This is a genomic window from Salinivibrio sp. IB282 (assembly GCF_001995685.1).
In the GTDB taxonomy this organism is placed as follows: domain Bacteria; phylum Pseudomonadota; class Gammaproteobacteria; order Enterobacterales; family Vibrionaceae; genus Salinivibrio; species Salinivibrio kushneri.
The window spans coordinates 17,782-33,559 of sequence record NZ_MUET01000036.1; the positions used below are offsets into that span (position 1 = coordinate 17,782).

Sequence of the window (15,778 nt, forward strand, 5' to 3'; positions counted from 1 at the left end):
ATGAAATTTTATCGTCGCTTAAACGCGTTTGATGCGGTGAGTTTTGACTTGGATGATACCTTGTACGATAACTGGCCGGTGATCGCACGCGCGGAGGCGGCGCTAAGCGACTATTTGAGTGAGCACTGCCCCCCGCTCGCCGCGCTTGATAAAGCCACCCTTGCGGGATTTCGCCGCCAAGCCCGTGATGAGAATCCAGCCCAACGCTTTGACGTCACCGCGATGCGGGTTGCCCAGCTGACCTTAGCCGGAGAGCATGTTGGTTTAACCGCGGAGAAGGCGCGCGCACAAGCTCAAGCGGCGACGACCTTCTTTTGCGGATATCGCAGTGACTTTACCCCGCCGGCGCAAAGTTTGGCTTACTTAAAAGCCTGGTCCGAGAAACTGCCATTGGTGGCCATCACTAACGGTAACGTCGACACCGATGCGATTGGCCTGACGCCGTTTTTCCAGCATATTTTCCGTGCCGGTGAACACKGAGAGGCCAAGCCGAGCCCCGAGATGTTTGATAAGGCCGCGCAGGCCTTGGACCTCGCCCCGGCGCGTATTTTACATGTGGGCGATCACTTAAGCTCGGATGTGGCTGGCGCGCGCCAAGCGGGCATGCAAGCCTGTTGGATCCGCCCAGACCGCCAGTCCCCCATGATGCATAAAGGGCRCACCTTGCCGGATGTGGCGATCGACGATCTATCTGAGCTCGATTCCCTTATTCAGCAGTGGCACCGCTAATCGGTGCCGCTTTGTTTGCGGGCTAGCCAGTTGTCGAGGTTAAGCCAACCTGGCCCCCACACACTGACCACCAATAAGATCACGCCCCACATAATGTGGTCATCATAGCCACGCTCCCATAGCAGTGGGTAGGAGGCGACCGCGACAATGTTGAACACAAACAGCGCCAAGGTCATGGGACGCGCGAGCAGGCCCAAAGCAACAAATACCGGCAAAATCAGCTCCGCTGCGGTCCCTAAATACGCGGCCAGCTGCCAGGGCAGCAAAGGCACCTGATACTCAAACTCGAACAGGTATAGGGTGCTGTCCCAATTTTGGTATTTGATTAGCCCGGACTGAAAAAAAATCCATGCCACATAGACGCGGCCTACCAGCAGAAGTAACGGCTGCAGTGGGGTAAGCGCGCGAGTGAAGGTGTGATTGATTGTGGTTAGCCACATGGCTTACTCCTTTGCATTATAGGCAGTCGTTGGGGTGGTAAATGCATTCATGGCCGCGAGTTCAGACACACACGCCAGTTGCGCCTCTGACAGGGCACCTAATGGTGTATGGGGGCAGGTTTTTAGCACGCTGACAWGATGGGTATTGAGCGCGTACCAATGCACCTTGTCGTGGTGAGCAACCAGCAACAAAGCTTGCGGCTTCTCGACCACCAAGCCCTCGAACTGTTCGGTGGCGATCGCTTGCCACAGGTCACTGACCGCGTAGTCACTTTCAAACAAACGAGCTTGATGGTTGAGCGGTAAACAAACCTGCGCTTGTTGCTCAGGGCTTAGCGACGCGAGCGCGCTGCCTTCAAACGGCGGAGACGCTGGGGCGAGAGTGAGCGCCACTTGCGCCCACTCAAAACGGGCAAGCTCGGCGCAACACGGCACGGGCTCGATAATATTGGGTAGGGCGCGCAAGGTCGCATCGAACTGTGCGCCATAGTCTTCCATCACCCCGGTTTGCGGGGGATGCACCATCGCATGATGACGGGCTACCGCGTCAAAACACGCCTCACCCAGTAGCGCACAGGTCTTGGGATACACGCATTTTAAGGTGTCGGTCAGGGTGACCACATAATGGTTGCGATAAATCTGCACTCGCTTGTCAGCGGCAAGGCGACCGTCTTTTATCGGCAGCGGCTGAGGGTCGTCCCGCAATGTGGCCGCAAAGGCCTGTTGCAGGGTGGCTAGCGTCATACTGCCTCCTTGTGTCGAGCCAGTCGGTGGTGGGCTTTGGCCGCTTCTGCTAACAATCGCTCGGGCGTGGGCAAGTCGCTATCCCATTCAATGAGGGTGTGGCGTGGGCCGTGGCGGTCAATCCACTGTTGATAGAGCGTCCACACCGCCTCGCTAACTGGCTGGTTATGGGTATCTATCCAAATCTCTCCTGCGGGGGTGTGTTTGACGGTAAACCCAGCAAGGTGAATTTCTTTCACCGCATGGGCGGGAATCGCGTCAAGGTAGGTGCTGGCGCTAAAATGATGGTTAAACGCGCTGACATGAACATTATTTAAATCGAGCAGTAAATCGCAGCCCGTGCGAGCATGCACTTCGGCGAGAAATTCCCATTCGTGGTAGTCACCCTGAGAAAAGCTTAAATAGCTCGATGGGTTTTCAATCAGCAGAGGACGCTGCAGCGCGTCTTGAACCTGCTGCACATTGGCGCAAAACACCCGCAATGCCTGCTCGGTGTATGGGAGGGGGAGTAAATCGTGAAAGTGCTGCCCATCTATCCGGCTCCAACTTAAATGGTCAGACACAAACAGTGGCTCGACGTGTTTGACCAGTGTACACAGCTTGTCTAAATGGGCCCGATCAAGCGGCTCATCGCTCCCCAGCGACAGCCCCACGCCATGGCAGCTGATGGCATAATCCTCACGTAACCGCATCAAGGTTGAAAAGGCAGGACGGTGAGGGCGGAAATAGTTTTCACTGTGGATTTCTAACCAGCCAAGCTTTGGGCGATAGTGGTCGAAGTAGGTGAGATGGGGTTGTCTGAGTCCCACGCCAGTCAAAATGGTTGCTTCATYCATGGTCGCTCCTTGTGGTCGAGTGACGAAGCCCGGGGCAAGCCCGGGCGCGCCATATCAGGATGACGAGGTACTGCCGCCGACTAAGCGGTCGCATAAGCCTTCAGGCACCATGACAAAAGCGTCTTTTTGGCCATCTTTCGTTGACGTGCCCGCACAGGAGCTGGTGTTGGTGGCGCAGTCGTTTTCTCCTGCTTTAACGACGCCGTAGCATTTTTCTTTTTCTGCCGCATGGGCCGGTGCGCTAGTGAGTGTGGTGGTACCCACCGCCAGCAATCCTGTGACAGCAGCGGCAACAGCTAGGTTAGTGTTTTTCATCATGTATCCTCTTCTTGTTCCGTGTTGGTGTTATCAGCCCTCTGATTCGTGGTGGGCCTATAAATCAAGATAGGAAAACACTGCACAATCTTTCATCATTTAAGTGTTTTTTTGCACGGCGATGGATAAACTGCTGAATTTTATACTTAAAAAAGTTGCGTCGGGATCGGGCGCGCAATTTAGCGCTGAGCTGGTATAATCGCCAACCAGTGTATAAATACCCAGTAAAATGGCAGGTGGCGATGGACGTATCAACTCTTCTTGACGGACTCAACGACAAACAGCGTGAAGCCGTGGCCGCGCCGCTCGGCAACCATTTGGTGCTGGCGGGTGCTGGCAGTGGTAAAACTCGTGTGCTGGTTCATCGTATGGCTTGGCTGATGCGGGTGGAAGAGGCGTCGCCGTTCTCGGTGATGGCGGTGACCTTCACCAACAAAGCAGCAGCGGAAATGCGTGGCCGTATTGAGCAATTGATGCAAGGCACGGCCTCTGGCATGTGGTGTGGTACCTTCCACGGTATTTGTCATCGTATTCTCCGTGCCCACTATTTGGACGCCAACCTGCCACAAGACTTCCAAATTCTTGATTCAGACGACCAGCAGCGCTTGCTACGTCGGTTAATTAAAGCGCAAAACTTGGATGAAAAACACTGGCCCGCCAAGCAAGCGAGTTGGTACATCAATGGCAAAAAAGATGAAGGCTTGCGTCCCAAGCACATTGATACCCGCCATGATCCGGTTGAAAGCACTTGGCTGCGGATTTATCAGGCGTATCAAGAAGCCTGTGATCGCGCCGGTTTGGTGGATTTTGCCGAGATCTTGCTGCGAACCTTAGAGTTATTGCGCGATAAAGCGGTGATCCGCGAACACTACCAAGCACGTTTCCAGCACATTTTGGTGGATGAGTTCCAAGATACCAACAACATCCAATATGCGTGGCTGCGTATGATGGCTGGCCAACAGGCGCATGTGATGATTGTGGGGGACGACGACCAATCTATTTACGGCTGGCGTGGTGCGAAAGTCGAGAATATTCAGCGTTTTCTGGACGATTTCACCACCCCGCAGACTATCCGTTTGGAGCAAAACTACCGCTCGACCAGTACGATTTTGCAAGCGGCCAACACCCTGATTGAAAACAACGCCGACCGGATGGGCAAAAGCCTGTGGACCGAGGGCAAAGAGGGCGAGCCTATTTCGGTGTATGCCGGGTTTAATGAACTGGATGAAGCGCGGTTTGTGGTCGGGAAAATCAAAACCTGGCAAGACGAAGGCGGCGCACTCACTGATAGCGCCATTTTATACCGCAACAACGCCCAATCTCGGGTGCTGGAAGAAGCCTTAATTCAAGCCGGCCTGCCTTATCGTATCTACGGCGGCATGCGCTTTTTCGAACGCCAAGAAATCAAAGATGCGCTGGCGTATTTACGTTTGATGGCGAATCGCAATGACGATGCGGCGTTTGAGCGGGTAGTAAACACGCCCACTCGAGGGATTGGTGATCGTACCCTTGAGACGCTTCGTGGCGCGGCGCGCGATCGCGGCCAAACCTTGTGGCACACTGCCGAGCAAATTTTGGCAGAAAAAGCGTTGGCAGGACGCGCGGCCAATGCGTTGGGCCGGTTTATCGAGCTGGTCAATGCGCTAGAAGATGACACCCGTGACATGGCGCTGTATCAACAGACCGATGCCGTGATCCGTCACTCCGGCTTGCGCGCCATGTACGAGCAAGAAAAAGGCGAAAAAGCGCAAGCACGCGTCGATAACTTGGAAGAGTTGGTGACGGCCACGCGCCAATTTACGCCGCCCGAAGAAGCGGAAGCGGAAGGCATGACACCGCTGTCGGCGTTCTTGGCCCACGCTGCCCTTGAGGCCGGTGAAGGGCAAGCGGATGAGTTTGATGATGCGGTCCAATTGATGACCTTACACAGTGCCAAAGGTCTTGAGTTCCCCTTAGTCTTTATGGTCGGGGTGGAAGAGGGCATGTTCCCCAGTCAGATGTCAGCTGAAGAAGCGGGTCGCTTAGAAGAAGAGCGTCGCCTTTGCTATGTCGGTATGACGCGAGCGATGGAAAAACTCTATCTCACCTACGCAGAAATGCGCCGTGTGTACGGCAAAGACATGTTCCATAAGATCTCGCGCTTTATTCGTGAGCTGCCCGAGGCCTGCTTGGAAGAAGTGCGCATGCGTGCCAATGTCTCACGCCCTGCCGCCAGCGGTGGCCGTTTTTCCAAAACGCAGACTCAGGAGAACTTTAACCAAACCGGATTTAGTTTGGGTCAGCGGGTTCAACACCCTAAGTTTGGTGAAGGCACCATCATCAACTTTGAAGGCAGTGGCGGACAAAGTCGCGTGCAAGTTGCCTTTAATGGGGAAGGGATTAAGTGGTTGGTGACTCAGTATGCCAAACTGGAAGCGCTTTAAGCCCAACGGCTCAACGGAAAAAACGTCATACACGCCCAGCTTCGGCTGGGCGTATTGGTCTTTATCCCATTGCCTGCTTTTTCTGCCGCGGCGTTAGCCGAACACGCCGGCTTGCCAAACGACCGCGCCACCTAACAGCAAAAATAACAGTGCACACAGGCCATCGATAACCGGGGCGACTTTGGTGAGCACTTGCTGTACGCGACTGCCTGATAGCAGCCAGGCGAGTGACGAAAACCAGCCTAATGAGAGTAAGAACACCACCGCCACGGCCATGGCTTTGCCACTGGCAGACATGCTGGCCGGCACCAAGGTACTCATCAACGAAATAAAAAACACCAAGGCTTTCGGGTTGAAAAGGTTGGTCAGCACCCCTTTCCAAAAGGCCTGTTTTTGGCCGCGTACCGCAGGCGCATCATTGGCGGTTTGCACTGGCGCTGTGGTGGCGGCGAGCAAACCTTTAATCGCGCTAAGACCTAAATACATCAGCACACTGCCCCCCGCCACCTGCACCCACATAAACAGTTGTGGGTGCTGATGTACCAACAGGCTGATGCCGGTAATGCTCAGTATTGTGTGCGCCAAAATACTGAGCGATAACCCTAGTGCAATCGCCAAGCCAGTAGCACGGCCATAACGGGTCGCATTTTGGAGCACCAAGGCAAAGTCCGGCCCGGGGCTGAGCAGCGCAATCATATGTACCCCCGCCAGCGTGGCGAGAATAGCGAACTCATTCATCCTGATTTTCCTGCTGACAAAGGTGTGGTCTCTATCTTGGCCTCTTGCTGTCGTTTTGCCCGATAGGCATCAAAGCTAAATATCGCCAAGGCGGCCCAAATAAAGGCAAAGGTGGTGGCTTTATCTGGGGTAAAGGGTTCGTCATACAAGCCGACGGCGAGTAAAAACATTAAGCTAGGGCCGATATATTGGAAAAAGCCCAATACCGTTAAGGGTAAGCGGGTGGCGGCGCCGGTAAAGCATAGTAAAGGCACCGTAGTGATCAAACCGGCAGCGGCCAGTAGCATATTCAGGCTAATGGGATTCTCGAGCAGGTTGGCGCTGGATGTATCGGCAAACTGCCACAGATAAATCAGCGCAATGGGTAAGAGTGTGCAGGTTTCCACAAACAAACCCGGCACCGCAGGAAGATTGATTTTTTTGCGCAGTAAGCCGTAAATCGCAAAACTGGTGGCCAGCACCAGTGCAATCCAAGGCAGTGAACCAAAGGTGATCAGTTGTACTAATACCCCCACCAACGCCAGCGCGGCGGCAAGCCACTGCAGACGGCGGAAACGCTCACCAAGAAAGATCATCCCCAGCGCCACGTTCACCAGTGGATTAATGTAGTAGCCAAGGCTGGCATCCAGCATGCGGTTATTAACAATCGCCCAGATAAAAATCAGCCAATTACAGCMAATAAAGCAAGAGGTGAGCATTAACATCAACAGCTTTTTCGGTTCGCGGATAATCGGCTTGAGCTGATAAAAACGACGGGTGAAAAAAAGCAGCAATGCCAAAAAGACAAACGACCACAATACCCGGTGCGCTAAAATTTCGGGCGCCGGAATATGGTTGACCGTTTTAAAGTACATGGGGGCGATACCCCACATAATGTAGGCCGCCAGGGCCAATAACACGCCTTGGCGGGCGCGTTTCGGATCAGGAATCACAGCGCAGTCTCGTTATAAGTGTCGGTCAGGGATGAACACCAACGTGTGCATGTTGTCTAGATGTAACAAGTTGTAAGAGTGGGCGCAAGCACCTTTCTCTGTGCTCAGGGTTTCATCGCCTACAGGGTGTCGGTAGAATGAGCGCCAGTTTGAATAACGAGCTTGATTATGTCCGCCACCCCCGCCCATGCCGATGCGTCAACGTCTAGCGACGCCCCCATTGCTGATCCTGCCATGAGCCCTGCCCATCAGGTACTCAAAGCGGTGTTTGGTTATCACCAGTTCCGTGAGGGGCAACAAGCGGTGATTGATGCGGCGATTGCGGGGCGTGATGCCTTGGTCATTATGCCGACCGGGGGAGGCAAGTCTCTGTGCTATCAGATCCCCGCGTTGGTGCGCATCGGCTTGACCGTGGTGATTTCACCTTTGATTTCATTGATGAAAGATCAGGTTGACCAGCTTAATGCCAATGGGGTTGCCGCGGCGTGCTTAAACTCAGCGATGACGCCTGAGGCGCAAGCGGAGACTTTGCGCGCCTTAAACCATGGCGAGGTGAAACTGCTGTACGTGTCGCCTGAGCGTGCCCTGGGCCGTGATTTTCTTCATCGCTTAAGTGATTGGCAACTTGGATTAGTGGCGGTGGATGAAGCGCACTGTATTTCCCAGTGGGGCCATGATTTTCGTCGCGAATATGCCTCTTTAGGCCAGCTCAAACAGCACTTTCCTGACGTGCCTGTGATGGCGCTGACAGCCACCGCGGATGCCACCACGCGCGAGGATATTTTATCCCGCCTTGCCCTGAACGATCCACTGGTGCATCTAGGTAGCTTTGACCGTCCTAACATTCGTTACACCTTGCTGGAAAAGCACAAACCTTTAGCCCAATTGGTGCAGTTTCTGAGTGGTCAACGCGGCCAATCCGGGATTGTCTATTGTAATAGCCGTAAGCGGGTTGAGCAGGTCACTCAAAAACTGTGTGACAACAATATGCTCGCCGCCGCTTACCATGCAGGGATGACCACTGAGGCGCGCGGATCAGTCCAAGAGGCGTTCCAACGTGATGATGTCAACATTGTGGTAGCGACCGTGGCATTTGGGATGGGGATCAACAAGCCCAATGTCCGCTTTGTGGTGCACTATGATGTGCCGCRCAATATTGAATCTTACTACCAAGAAACCGGCCGTGCCGGGCGAGATGGACTGCCGGCTGAAGCGGTGTTGTTATATGACCCCTCCGACATGGGATGGCTCCATCGCTGCTTGGAAGAAAAGCCGGATGGGCCACAAAAGCAGGTCGAAAGCCATAAACTGACCGCGATGGGGGCGTTTGCCGAAGCGCAAACCTGTCGCCGTTTAGTGCTCCTGAACTACTTTGGTGAGAACCGCCAAACCCCTTGTGGCAACTGTGATATTTGTCTCGACCCGCCCACCCATTTTGATGGCACCGAACAAGCACAAAAAGCGCTGTCGTGCGTGTACCGTGTTAACCAAAGCTTCGGGGTCGGGTATGTGGTGGAAGTATTGCGCGGAATGCAAAATCAGCGCATTAAAGATCATGGTCACGACAAGCTCTCTACCTATGGCATCGGGCGAGAGTGGAGCCATGAATACTGGGTGAGCATTATTCGCCAATTGATCCACCGCGGTTATCTGGTGCAAAACATTGCCCGCAGCTCGGTGTTGCAGTTGACCGAACAAGCGCGGCCACTATTGCGTAGCGAAATGGCGCTTGAGCTGGCGGTGCCGCGTATTGGCCTCAGCCCGCGCACCAAAGCCAACAAACTGAGCCAGCGCCATTACGACAAAAAGCTATTTGCCAAGTTGCGTAAGTTGCGCAAGGCCATTGCTGACGAAGAAGATATTCCGCCTTACGTGGTATTTAACGATGCCAGTTTGATGGAAATGGCTGAGATGCTGCCGTCATCGCAAGCGGAACTCTTAGCGGTCAGTGGCGTCGGGCAGCGCAAACTGGAAAAATTCGGCGATGCGTTTTTGGACTTAATTGATGATCATCTTAGTGTAAGTGAATTTGGTTATGGCACCGAGTAACTGGCAACTGATGGCGTCCGACGGCGCCTTGGCGTTTTATCAGCCGCAGCTGGATGCGGATAATGCGGAGGCGATCTGTCAGCCATTGTTAGACACCCTCGCGGCCTCTGTGCTGGAGCGGCAACAAGACGCGGACATGATGACCTGGCTGATTGATTTTGAAGGCACGCGCTTGATGCTCAAAGCGGCACATTATACCCAGAGCGTGTGGGTAGAAGCGCTGGATAATGAGGGCGACGAGGTAATTGCCTTTTTGCGCCGTTGGTGGACGCGTCATCCGCCTCTTTAAATTGCACTGGCACCGGCGATTGATTGCTGTATAATTCGCCACCTCGCGCTGCCTGTAGACGGGTAGCTAAGTCTTTTGGGTTCCCTCGCCCCCAATAACAAAAAGGTGCACGATGAGCCACTTTTCTCTTGCTCAGCAGCGTAAAGCGCTGGGTTACCTCGTTCTATTCCATCTAATCATTATTGCCTCCAGTAATTACTTGGTGCAGATCCCCTTTACGGTTTGGGGTTTCCACACCACCTGGGGAGCCTTTACCTTTCCGTTTATTTTTTTGGCCACTGATTTAACCGTCAGGATCTATGGTCCGACTCTGGCGCGCCGCATTATCTTGCTGGTGATGGTGCCCTCGCTGCTGATTTCCTACGTGTTATCCGTCTTGTTTTACCAAGGCAGTTATCAAGGCATGGAGCAGCTGGGTAGCTTTAATCTCACCGTCGCGCGGATTGCGATTGCCAGCTTTATGGCCTATCTGCTGGGTCAGATTTTAGATATTCATGTGTTCAATCGGTTACGCCAGCAGCGTCAATGGTGGGTGGCACCGAGTTGTTCGACCTTGTTTGGTAATGCGTCAGACACACTCGCCTTTTTCGCGATTGCGTTTTATCAAAGCCAAGATGCCTTTATGGCCGCGCACTGGGTCGAAATCGCCTTGGTAGATTATGCCTTTAAGTTGATTATTAGCTTGGGACTGTTTATTCCTCTGTATGGGGTGTWGCTCAACCTGATTATTCGACGAATCACACAGGTGACGCCGTCGGCGACGATGCAGCAAACGTCCTAGTCAGTCGCAGAATAAAGAGTCGCATCGCGGCTCTTTTTTTACGTCAGCCTGCCAATTATCGACTTTATTTTGAGAAGCAGATCAATAAATGAACAGTGAGTGGAAAATAAGCATATTTTTTTCTTGATAAACGATAATGAGAATGGTTATTATTAACTCGCACTCAGGGTCAAGCCCACATGCTTAACCCTGAAGGCACGACATTGCTCACATTGCTTCCAGTGTATTAGCGGGGCGCTTATCAGACAGTGATTAAGTTAGCCCATTTTTGCTAGGCGACACCTTTCGGGGTGTCGCTTTTTTCTTTTCTGGGTACTGGCTTTTCGAACGATGGATGTTGGCGTGATAGCGGTGGATGCAATGASAGTTTGATGACAGCGAGAGAGTCTGAGCACAAGATCAACAAATCAAAAAGCATCGAAATTATTTGTTGAAAATGCTAATGAGAATGGTTATTGTTAACTTGTCTTCAGGGCCAAGCCCACATGCTCAGCGCTGAAGGCACGACATTGCTCACATTGCTTCCAGTGTATTGGGGCCAGCAAACTGTTACTAAAACAGCTTTGTTTTTGCGCTCACCTGTTACAGCGACGCCGCTCTCGGCGTCGCTTTTTTCTTTGTATCTTCCTATTATGTGCTTAGGCCAGCTCAACCAGTTTTTTCACCATCCGATTGATACCACTCGCGGCGTCCGACACAGATGTTGCCAGCATATAGGCCGGTGTGGATAGCAGATGGTGGCGTTGGTCTAACACATAATCCGATACGGGACATTCGATATGCTCACCGCCCATACGGTTAAAGGCGGCGGCGATGTCTGGCTCATTACCAATGGTGCCTTTGACGCCTTTTGGGTAGATCTGCGGGATCATGATCGGGGCGATACACATATAGCCAGCAGGCTTCTCGGAACGGGCAAAGGCCTGACACACTGCAAACATATCTTGGTGTACCTGAACCGGATCGCCATTGTAAGCAAAGTCCGATAAGTTTTTCGCGGCACCAAAACCGCCAGGAACCAGTAGGGCGTCGAAGTCATCGGCGTTCAAATCAGTTAGCGGAAGTATCTCCCCACGCACAATGCGGCTGGCTTCAGTGAGCACATTACGCGTTTCGCTCATCGCTTCGCCAGTACGATGGTTAATAACATGGTGCTGATCGATATCTGGGGCAAAGCACTGCCATTGAGCATCGTTTTGCTCGAGGGCCAGTAGGGATAACACAGTTTCTTGGATCTCGGCACCATCAAACACGCCGCAGCCAGATAAGATCACAGCCACCTTTTTCATCACGCTCTCCTTGTATCGGCATTTAAAATATTGCAATCCGAGTGGGCAATGCTTAAAGCGTCGTCTACGCTTAATTGCGTCTAACAGTGTCGCATTGGCCAAGGGCTTATGCGAAATAGTAGCCAAGATCGCAAGAGAAATTGGTGATTATCTCCGCAGTTTGTGATGACTTTCTCTGCAACCTTTGACGCCAGTAGCGATTTCTTTTTCCACACCACAGGATCCTTTTTCGATCAAGATCTAGATCCTGTGATTTTGCCTAAGTTAATGTTTTTATTTAATAAAAAATCCATTTCTTATGTTTGTTTAGACAAAATCAAAACCCTATAAAATAATTACCAACAAAGTTATCCACAGATTGGCGACCTTGTGGGAAAAACCATGGTTAACAGGGGTCGAGACTCGTGGCATGCTTAACGGCTAACGTGTTTAACTGGCGATCAAGATTCTGATATGGCAACTCTTCCCGACAATCCGTTAATCCTTGTGGATGGCTCCTCGTATCTTTACCGGGCATACCATGCGTCCCCTAATCTCACTAATAGCCAAGGCGAGCCCACGGGCGCGGTGTTTGGGGTGGTCAATATGCTGCGCAGCTTGTTGCGACAGTATCCACATTCACACGTGGCGGTGATTTTTGATGCCAAAGGGAAGACGTTCCGCGATGACATGTATGAACAATACAAAGCCAATCGTCCACCGATGCCAGATGATCTACGCGGGCAAATTGAACCTTTGCACAAGATTATCAAAGCCATGGGTTTGCCTTTACTCGCGGTAGAAGGGGTGGAAGCCGATGATGTGATTGGCACGCTCGCCACGCAAGCCTCACAAGCGGGGATGCCGGTGCTTATCAGTACGGGTGATAAAGATATGGCGCAGCTGGTGGATGAGCATGTCACCTTAATCAACACCATGACCAATGTGGTGATGGATCCTGAGGCGGTGCGTGAGAAGTATGGCTTTGGTCCTGAGCATATGATTGATTACCTTGCTCTGATGGGCGACAAAGTCGATAACATTCCCGGTGTACCTGGGGTCGGTGATAAAACCGCGACCGCGTTGATTGCCAATCTGGGCGGCTTGGATGATATTTACGCCAGCCTTGAGCGTATCGCCGATCTTGGTTTCCGTGGTGCGAAGAGCATGGCGAAGAAACTGACAGAGCATAAAGAGTCGGCTTATTTGTCACACCAGTTAGCAACGATAAAATTGGACGTTGAACTGGACTTCACCCCTGAACAGCTGGTCAAGCAAGAGCCTGATAATGACACCTTGGTAGCCATGTATCGTGACTTGCAATTCCGCCGCTGGCTCAAAGAGCTGGATGAAGGTGATGCGCCAGAAGAGGCGGTGTCTGATGAACCTATCTCGCAAGCGGCCACGATTGACCGCAGTGGCTATCAGACCGTTCTGACACGCGACGCGCTGGATAGTTGGCTTGAAAAAATCCGTGATGCTGAGGTGGTCGCGGTGGATACGGAAACCGATAGCCTCAACTATATGGAAGCCAATCTGGTTGGGATTTCATTTGCCGTCGCGCCGGGTGAAGCGGCGTATGTGCCGGTAGCTCATGATTACCTGGAAGCGCCGGCGCAGTTATCGCTGGATCAGGTGATGGACGTATTACGCCCTTGGTTGGAAGATCCTTCAGCGGCGAAAGTCGGTCAAAATCTGAAATATGATGCCAGTGTGTTTGCGCGTCACGGGATCACCTTAAAAGGGATCGCCTATGACACCATGCTGGAGTCGTACGTCTATAACAGTGTGGCGGGACGTCATGACATGGATAGCCTCGCTGAGCGCTACTTGCAGCATACCTGCATCAGCTTTGAAGAGATTGCCGGGAAAGGCAAGAAACAACTGACTTTTAACCAAATCCCGCTTGAGCAAGCGGCACCTTATGCGGCGGAAGATGCGGACATTACGTTGCGTTTGCACCAATACCTGATTGGGAAAGTCACCAGTGACGAGAAACTAAAAACCATTTTTGAGTGCTACGAGATGCCGCTGGTCAGCGTGCTGTCGCGCATGGAACGTCATGGGGTGCTAATCGACAAAGACAAGCTGGCGACCCAATCAGAGGCGCTACATACTCGTTTGATTGAGCTTGAGCGTGAAGCCTTTGAGATTGCCGGCGAAGAGTTCAACTTAAGCTCGCCCAAGCAACTACAAGCGATTTTGTTTGAGAAAATGGGCCTGCCGGTGGTGAAGAAAACCCCATCAGGTAGCCCTTCAACCAATGAGGAAGTGCTGCAAGAGCTTTCACTCGATTACCCGCTACCTGCGCGGATTTTGGAATACCGTGGACTGGCAAAACTCAAATCGACGTACACGGACAAATTGCCGCGCATGATTAATGCGCAAACGGGCCGCGTGCATACCTCGTATCATCAAGCCGTCACCGCGACGGGACGCTTATCGTCCACCGATCCGAACTTACAAAATATCCCCATTCGTAACGAGCAGGGGCGTCGTATTCGCGAGGCCTTTACGGCAGACGCGGATAACACCATTTTGGCGGTGGATTACTCGCAAATCGAATTGCGGATTATGGCGCATTTATCTGGTGATAAAGCCTTGCTAGAAGCGTTCCGAGAGGGCAAAGATATTCACGCCGCCACCGCAGCCGAAGTGATGGGTATCCGCCTCGATGAAGTCACCAGTGAACAGCGTCGCCGCGCCAAAGCGATCAACTTTGGCCTGATTTATGGCATGAGTGCCTTTGGCTTATCTCGTCAATTAGGGATTGGTCGCCATGAAGCACAAAGTTACATGGATACTTATTTTGAGCGTTATCCAGGCGTGAAGGCCTACATGGAACGCACCCGTGAGCAAGCGGCGGAAAAAGGCTACGTGGAAACCATTTTTGGTCGTCGCCTATATCTGCCTGAAATAAAGTCACGAAACGGCATGCGTCGTAAAGGGGCCGAGCGCGCGGCAATCAATGCGCCGATGCAAGGGACGGCAGCCGATATTATCAAGCGTGCGATGATACTGGTTGATCAATGGATCCAAGCCAACGCCGCGGATGAGGCTCGCCTGGTGATGCAGGTGCACGATGAACTGGTGTTGGAAGTCAAAACGTCATCAATGTCCAAAGTTGAAAGCAAAGTACGGAAATTGATGGCGTCAGCGGCTGACTTGGATGTGCCTTTGATCGCCGAAGCAGGGTTCGGCGATAACTGGGGAGAAGCCCACTAAGTTCAGGGTTTTTATTGACCTTTCTGTCTTTTTACACTGAAAGCCGATATTTTTATCGGCTTTTTTTTATTCATTATCCACCTGATCTGTGGCGTTTTTACGCTAAATAGGTTTATTTTTATGAAAAAAAATTACGTAAGATACTTTTCAACACTGAGTGATTGATATACAGTTAACAGCGTAGGGTACAGAGGTAAGATGTTCTATCTTTCAGACCTTTTGTTTCACGTTATTGGATTTGGCTGATTCAGCAGCCCCAGTCAGGATACTGACTGGGGCTTTTTTTATTGGCTAATCGTCAGCGCGAGGCGTCACCCTGCCACTGCCTTTTTATCGTTTGCTGACTCGCATTATTCCATTCTTTTCAAAAAAATTAGAGCAATTACTTTAATTTTGCCTAAGGGCTTGGTTATAATGCGCACAGCTTCTTGTTCTTTATGTRTCTATAGGGTCTGATTGAGATCGCTTAAGCACAAAGATTCGCCGGCCCTCATATTGAGGGTCGGCTTTTTTTTATCTACGTCAGTGACAGGCAGGCTTTCCCCTTTAAAGCGGGTTAATCGGTTGGTTGGGCGTCGTCGGTAAGAGGAGAGGGATCTTGTTGATACCAGCCGTCTAGCTTGCGGCGTAATTTATCGACGCCCATGCCTTTGAGCGATGAGTACAACTCGACCTCAACATCGCCGCAAAAGGCCAGTGACGCTTCACGGATTTTCATCAGTTGCTGCTTACGTGCCCCTGATTTCAACTTATCGGCTTTGGTCAGTAGTACCAATACTGGCAAGTGAGACTCTACCGCCCAGTAAATCAGTTGCTGATCCAAGTCTTTCATCGGATGACGAATATCCATCAACACCACTAATCCGCCAAGTTGATCACGTTTTTGTAAATATTCTCCCAGTGAACGCTGCCACTTCTCTTTCATTTCCAAAGGGACTTGGGCATAACCATAACCGGGTAGGTCGACAATATGACAACCTTCGTCCACCTTAAAGAGGTTAATTAATTG

At 51.9% G+C, this 15,778-nt stretch carries 15 protein-coding genes; 7 read left to right on the top strand and 8 right to left on the bottom strand.

The window, feature by feature from the left end; translation table 11 throughout:
- Nucleotides 1-729: an HAD-IA family hydrolase gene (locus BZG14_RS09010; protein WP_158011739.1), complete on the top strand. Its 729-nt coding sequence runs from the start codon at nucleotides 1-3 to the stop codon at nucleotides 727-729.
- Here the strand turns inward: BZG14_RS09010 and BZG14_RS09015 are convergent.
- The 4 genes from BZG14_RS09015 to BZG14_RS09030 are packed head-to-tail and all read right to left on the bottom strand — an operon-like array spanning nucleotide 726 to nucleotide 3,064.
- Nucleotides 726-1,169 carry a DoxX family protein gene (locus BZG14_RS09015; protein WP_077608569.1) on the bottom strand — a complete coding sequence of 148 codons (444 nt, stop codon included), beginning with the start codon at nucleotides 1,167-1,169 and terminating at the stop codon, nucleotides 726-728. The two genes, BZG14_RS09010 and BZG14_RS09015, sit on opposite strands and share 4 nt — an antisense overlap.
- A 3-nt stretch (nucleotides 1,170-1,172) precedes the next feature.
- Nucleotides 1,173-1,913, bottom strand: a complete 741-nt coding sequence (locus tag BZG14_RS09020) for an HvfC/BufC N-terminal domain-containing protein (RefSeq protein ID WP_077608570.1) — start codon at nucleotides 1,911-1,913, stop codon at nucleotides 1,173-1,175.
- Nucleotides 1,910-2,749, bottom strand: a complete 840-nt coding sequence (bufB, locus tag BZG14_RS09025; RefSeq protein ID WP_077608571.1) for an MNIO family bufferin maturase — start codon at nucleotides 2,747-2,749, stop codon at nucleotides 1,910-1,912. Before bufB ends, BZG14_RS09020 begins: the two co-directional genes overlap by 4 nt.
- 54 nt (nucleotides 2,750-2,803) lie before the next feature.
- Nucleotides 2,804-3,064 carry a BufA1 family periplasmic bufferin-type metallophore gene (locus tag BZG14_RS09030; RefSeq protein ID WP_069360775.1) on the bottom strand — a complete coding sequence of 87 codons (261 nt, stop codon included), beginning with the start codon at nucleotides 3,062-3,064 and terminating at the stop codon, nucleotides 2,804-2,806.
- Nucleotides 3,065-3,306: 242 nt separating this feature from the next.
- On the opposite strand from BZG14_RS09030, the gene uvrD reads away from it, so the two are divergent.
- A complete protein-coding gene (gene uvrD, locus BZG14_RS09035) occupies nucleotides 3,307-5,487 on the top strand; it encodes a DNA helicase II (protein ID WP_069360776.1) in 2,181 nt (726 codons plus the stop codon).
- Between the two features lie 93 nt (nucleotides 5,488-5,580).
- On the opposite strand, the gene BZG14_RS09040 is transcribed toward uvrD, so the two are convergent.
- Both BZG14_RS09040 and rarD read right to left on the bottom strand, forming a co-directional pair.
- Nucleotides 5,581-6,225, bottom strand: coding sequence for a LysE family translocator (locus BZG14_RS09040; protein WP_077608572.1), 645 nt, complete (start codon nucleotides 6,223-6,225; stop codon nucleotides 5,581-5,583).
- Nucleotides 6,222-7,154 (bottom strand): EamA family transporter RarD, encoded by a 933-nt coding sequence (gene rarD, locus BZG14_RS09045; RefSeq protein WP_077608578.1) that lies wholly within the window; start codon nucleotides 7,152-7,154, stop codon nucleotides 6,222-6,224. Before rarD ends, BZG14_RS09040 begins: the two co-directional genes overlap by 4 nt.
- A gap of 237 nt (nucleotides 7,155-7,391) precedes the next feature.
- On the opposite strand from rarD, the gene recQ reads away from it, so the two are divergent.
- From recQ to BZG14_RS09060, 3 genes are all read left to right on the top strand, one after another.
- Nucleotides 7,392-9,206 (top strand): ATP-dependent DNA helicase RecQ, encoded by a 1,815-nt coding sequence (recQ, locus tag BZG14_RS09050; RefSeq protein ID WP_131825178.1) that lies wholly within the window; start codon nucleotides 7,392-7,394, stop codon nucleotides 9,204-9,206.
- A complete protein-coding gene (locus tag BZG14_RS09055; RefSeq protein ID WP_077608574.1) occupies nucleotides 9,193-9,495 on the top strand; it encodes a DUF3630 family protein in 303 nt (100 codons plus the stop codon). The genes recQ and BZG14_RS09055 overlap by 14 nt, the downstream gene beginning before the upstream one ends.
- 112 nt (nucleotides 9,496-9,607) lie before the next feature.
- The gene (locus tag BZG14_RS09060) at nucleotides 9,608-10,276 is read left to right on the top strand and encodes a 7-cyano-7-deazaguanine/7-aminomethyl-7-deazaguanine transporter (RefSeq protein WP_077608575.1); all 669 of its coding nucleotides are present in this window, start codon (nucleotides 9,608-9,610) and stop codon (nucleotides 10,274-10,276) included.
- A gap of 638 nt (nucleotides 10,277-10,914) precedes the next feature.
- On the opposite strand, the gene elbB is transcribed toward BZG14_RS09060, so the two are convergent.
- The gene (elbB, locus tag BZG14_RS09065; protein WP_069360781.1) at nucleotides 10,915-11,565 is read right to left on the bottom strand and encodes an isoprenoid biosynthesis glyoxalase ElbB; all 651 of its coding nucleotides are present in this window, start codon (nucleotides 11,563-11,565) and stop codon (nucleotides 10,915-10,917) included.
- Between the two features lie 453 nt (nucleotides 11,566-12,018).
- Between elbB and polA the strand changes: the two genes are divergently transcribed.
- Both polA and BZG14_RS16085 read left to right on the top strand, forming a co-directional pair.
- The gene (gene polA / locus BZG14_RS09070) at nucleotides 12,019-14,769 is read left to right on the top strand and encodes a DNA polymerase I (protein ID WP_077608576.1); all 2,751 of its coding nucleotides are present in this window, start codon (nucleotides 12,019-12,021) and stop codon (nucleotides 14,767-14,769) included.
- A gap of 198 nt (nucleotides 14,770-14,967) precedes the next feature.
- Nucleotides 14,968-15,015 carry a hypothetical protein gene (locus BZG14_RS16085; RefSeq protein ID WP_438616993.1) on the top strand — a complete coding sequence of 16 codons (48 nt, stop codon included), beginning with the start codon at nucleotides 14,968-14,970 and terminating at the stop codon, nucleotides 15,013-15,015.
- A 310-nt stretch (nucleotides 15,016-15,325) separates the two neighbouring features.
- Here BZG14_RS16085 and yihA read toward each other — a convergent pair.
- Nucleotides 15,326-15,778 (bottom strand): ribosome biogenesis GTP-binding protein YihA/YsxC (yihA, locus tag BZG14_RS09075; RefSeq protein ID WP_077608577.1); only part of this gene is annotated, 453 nt, incomplete at its 5' end.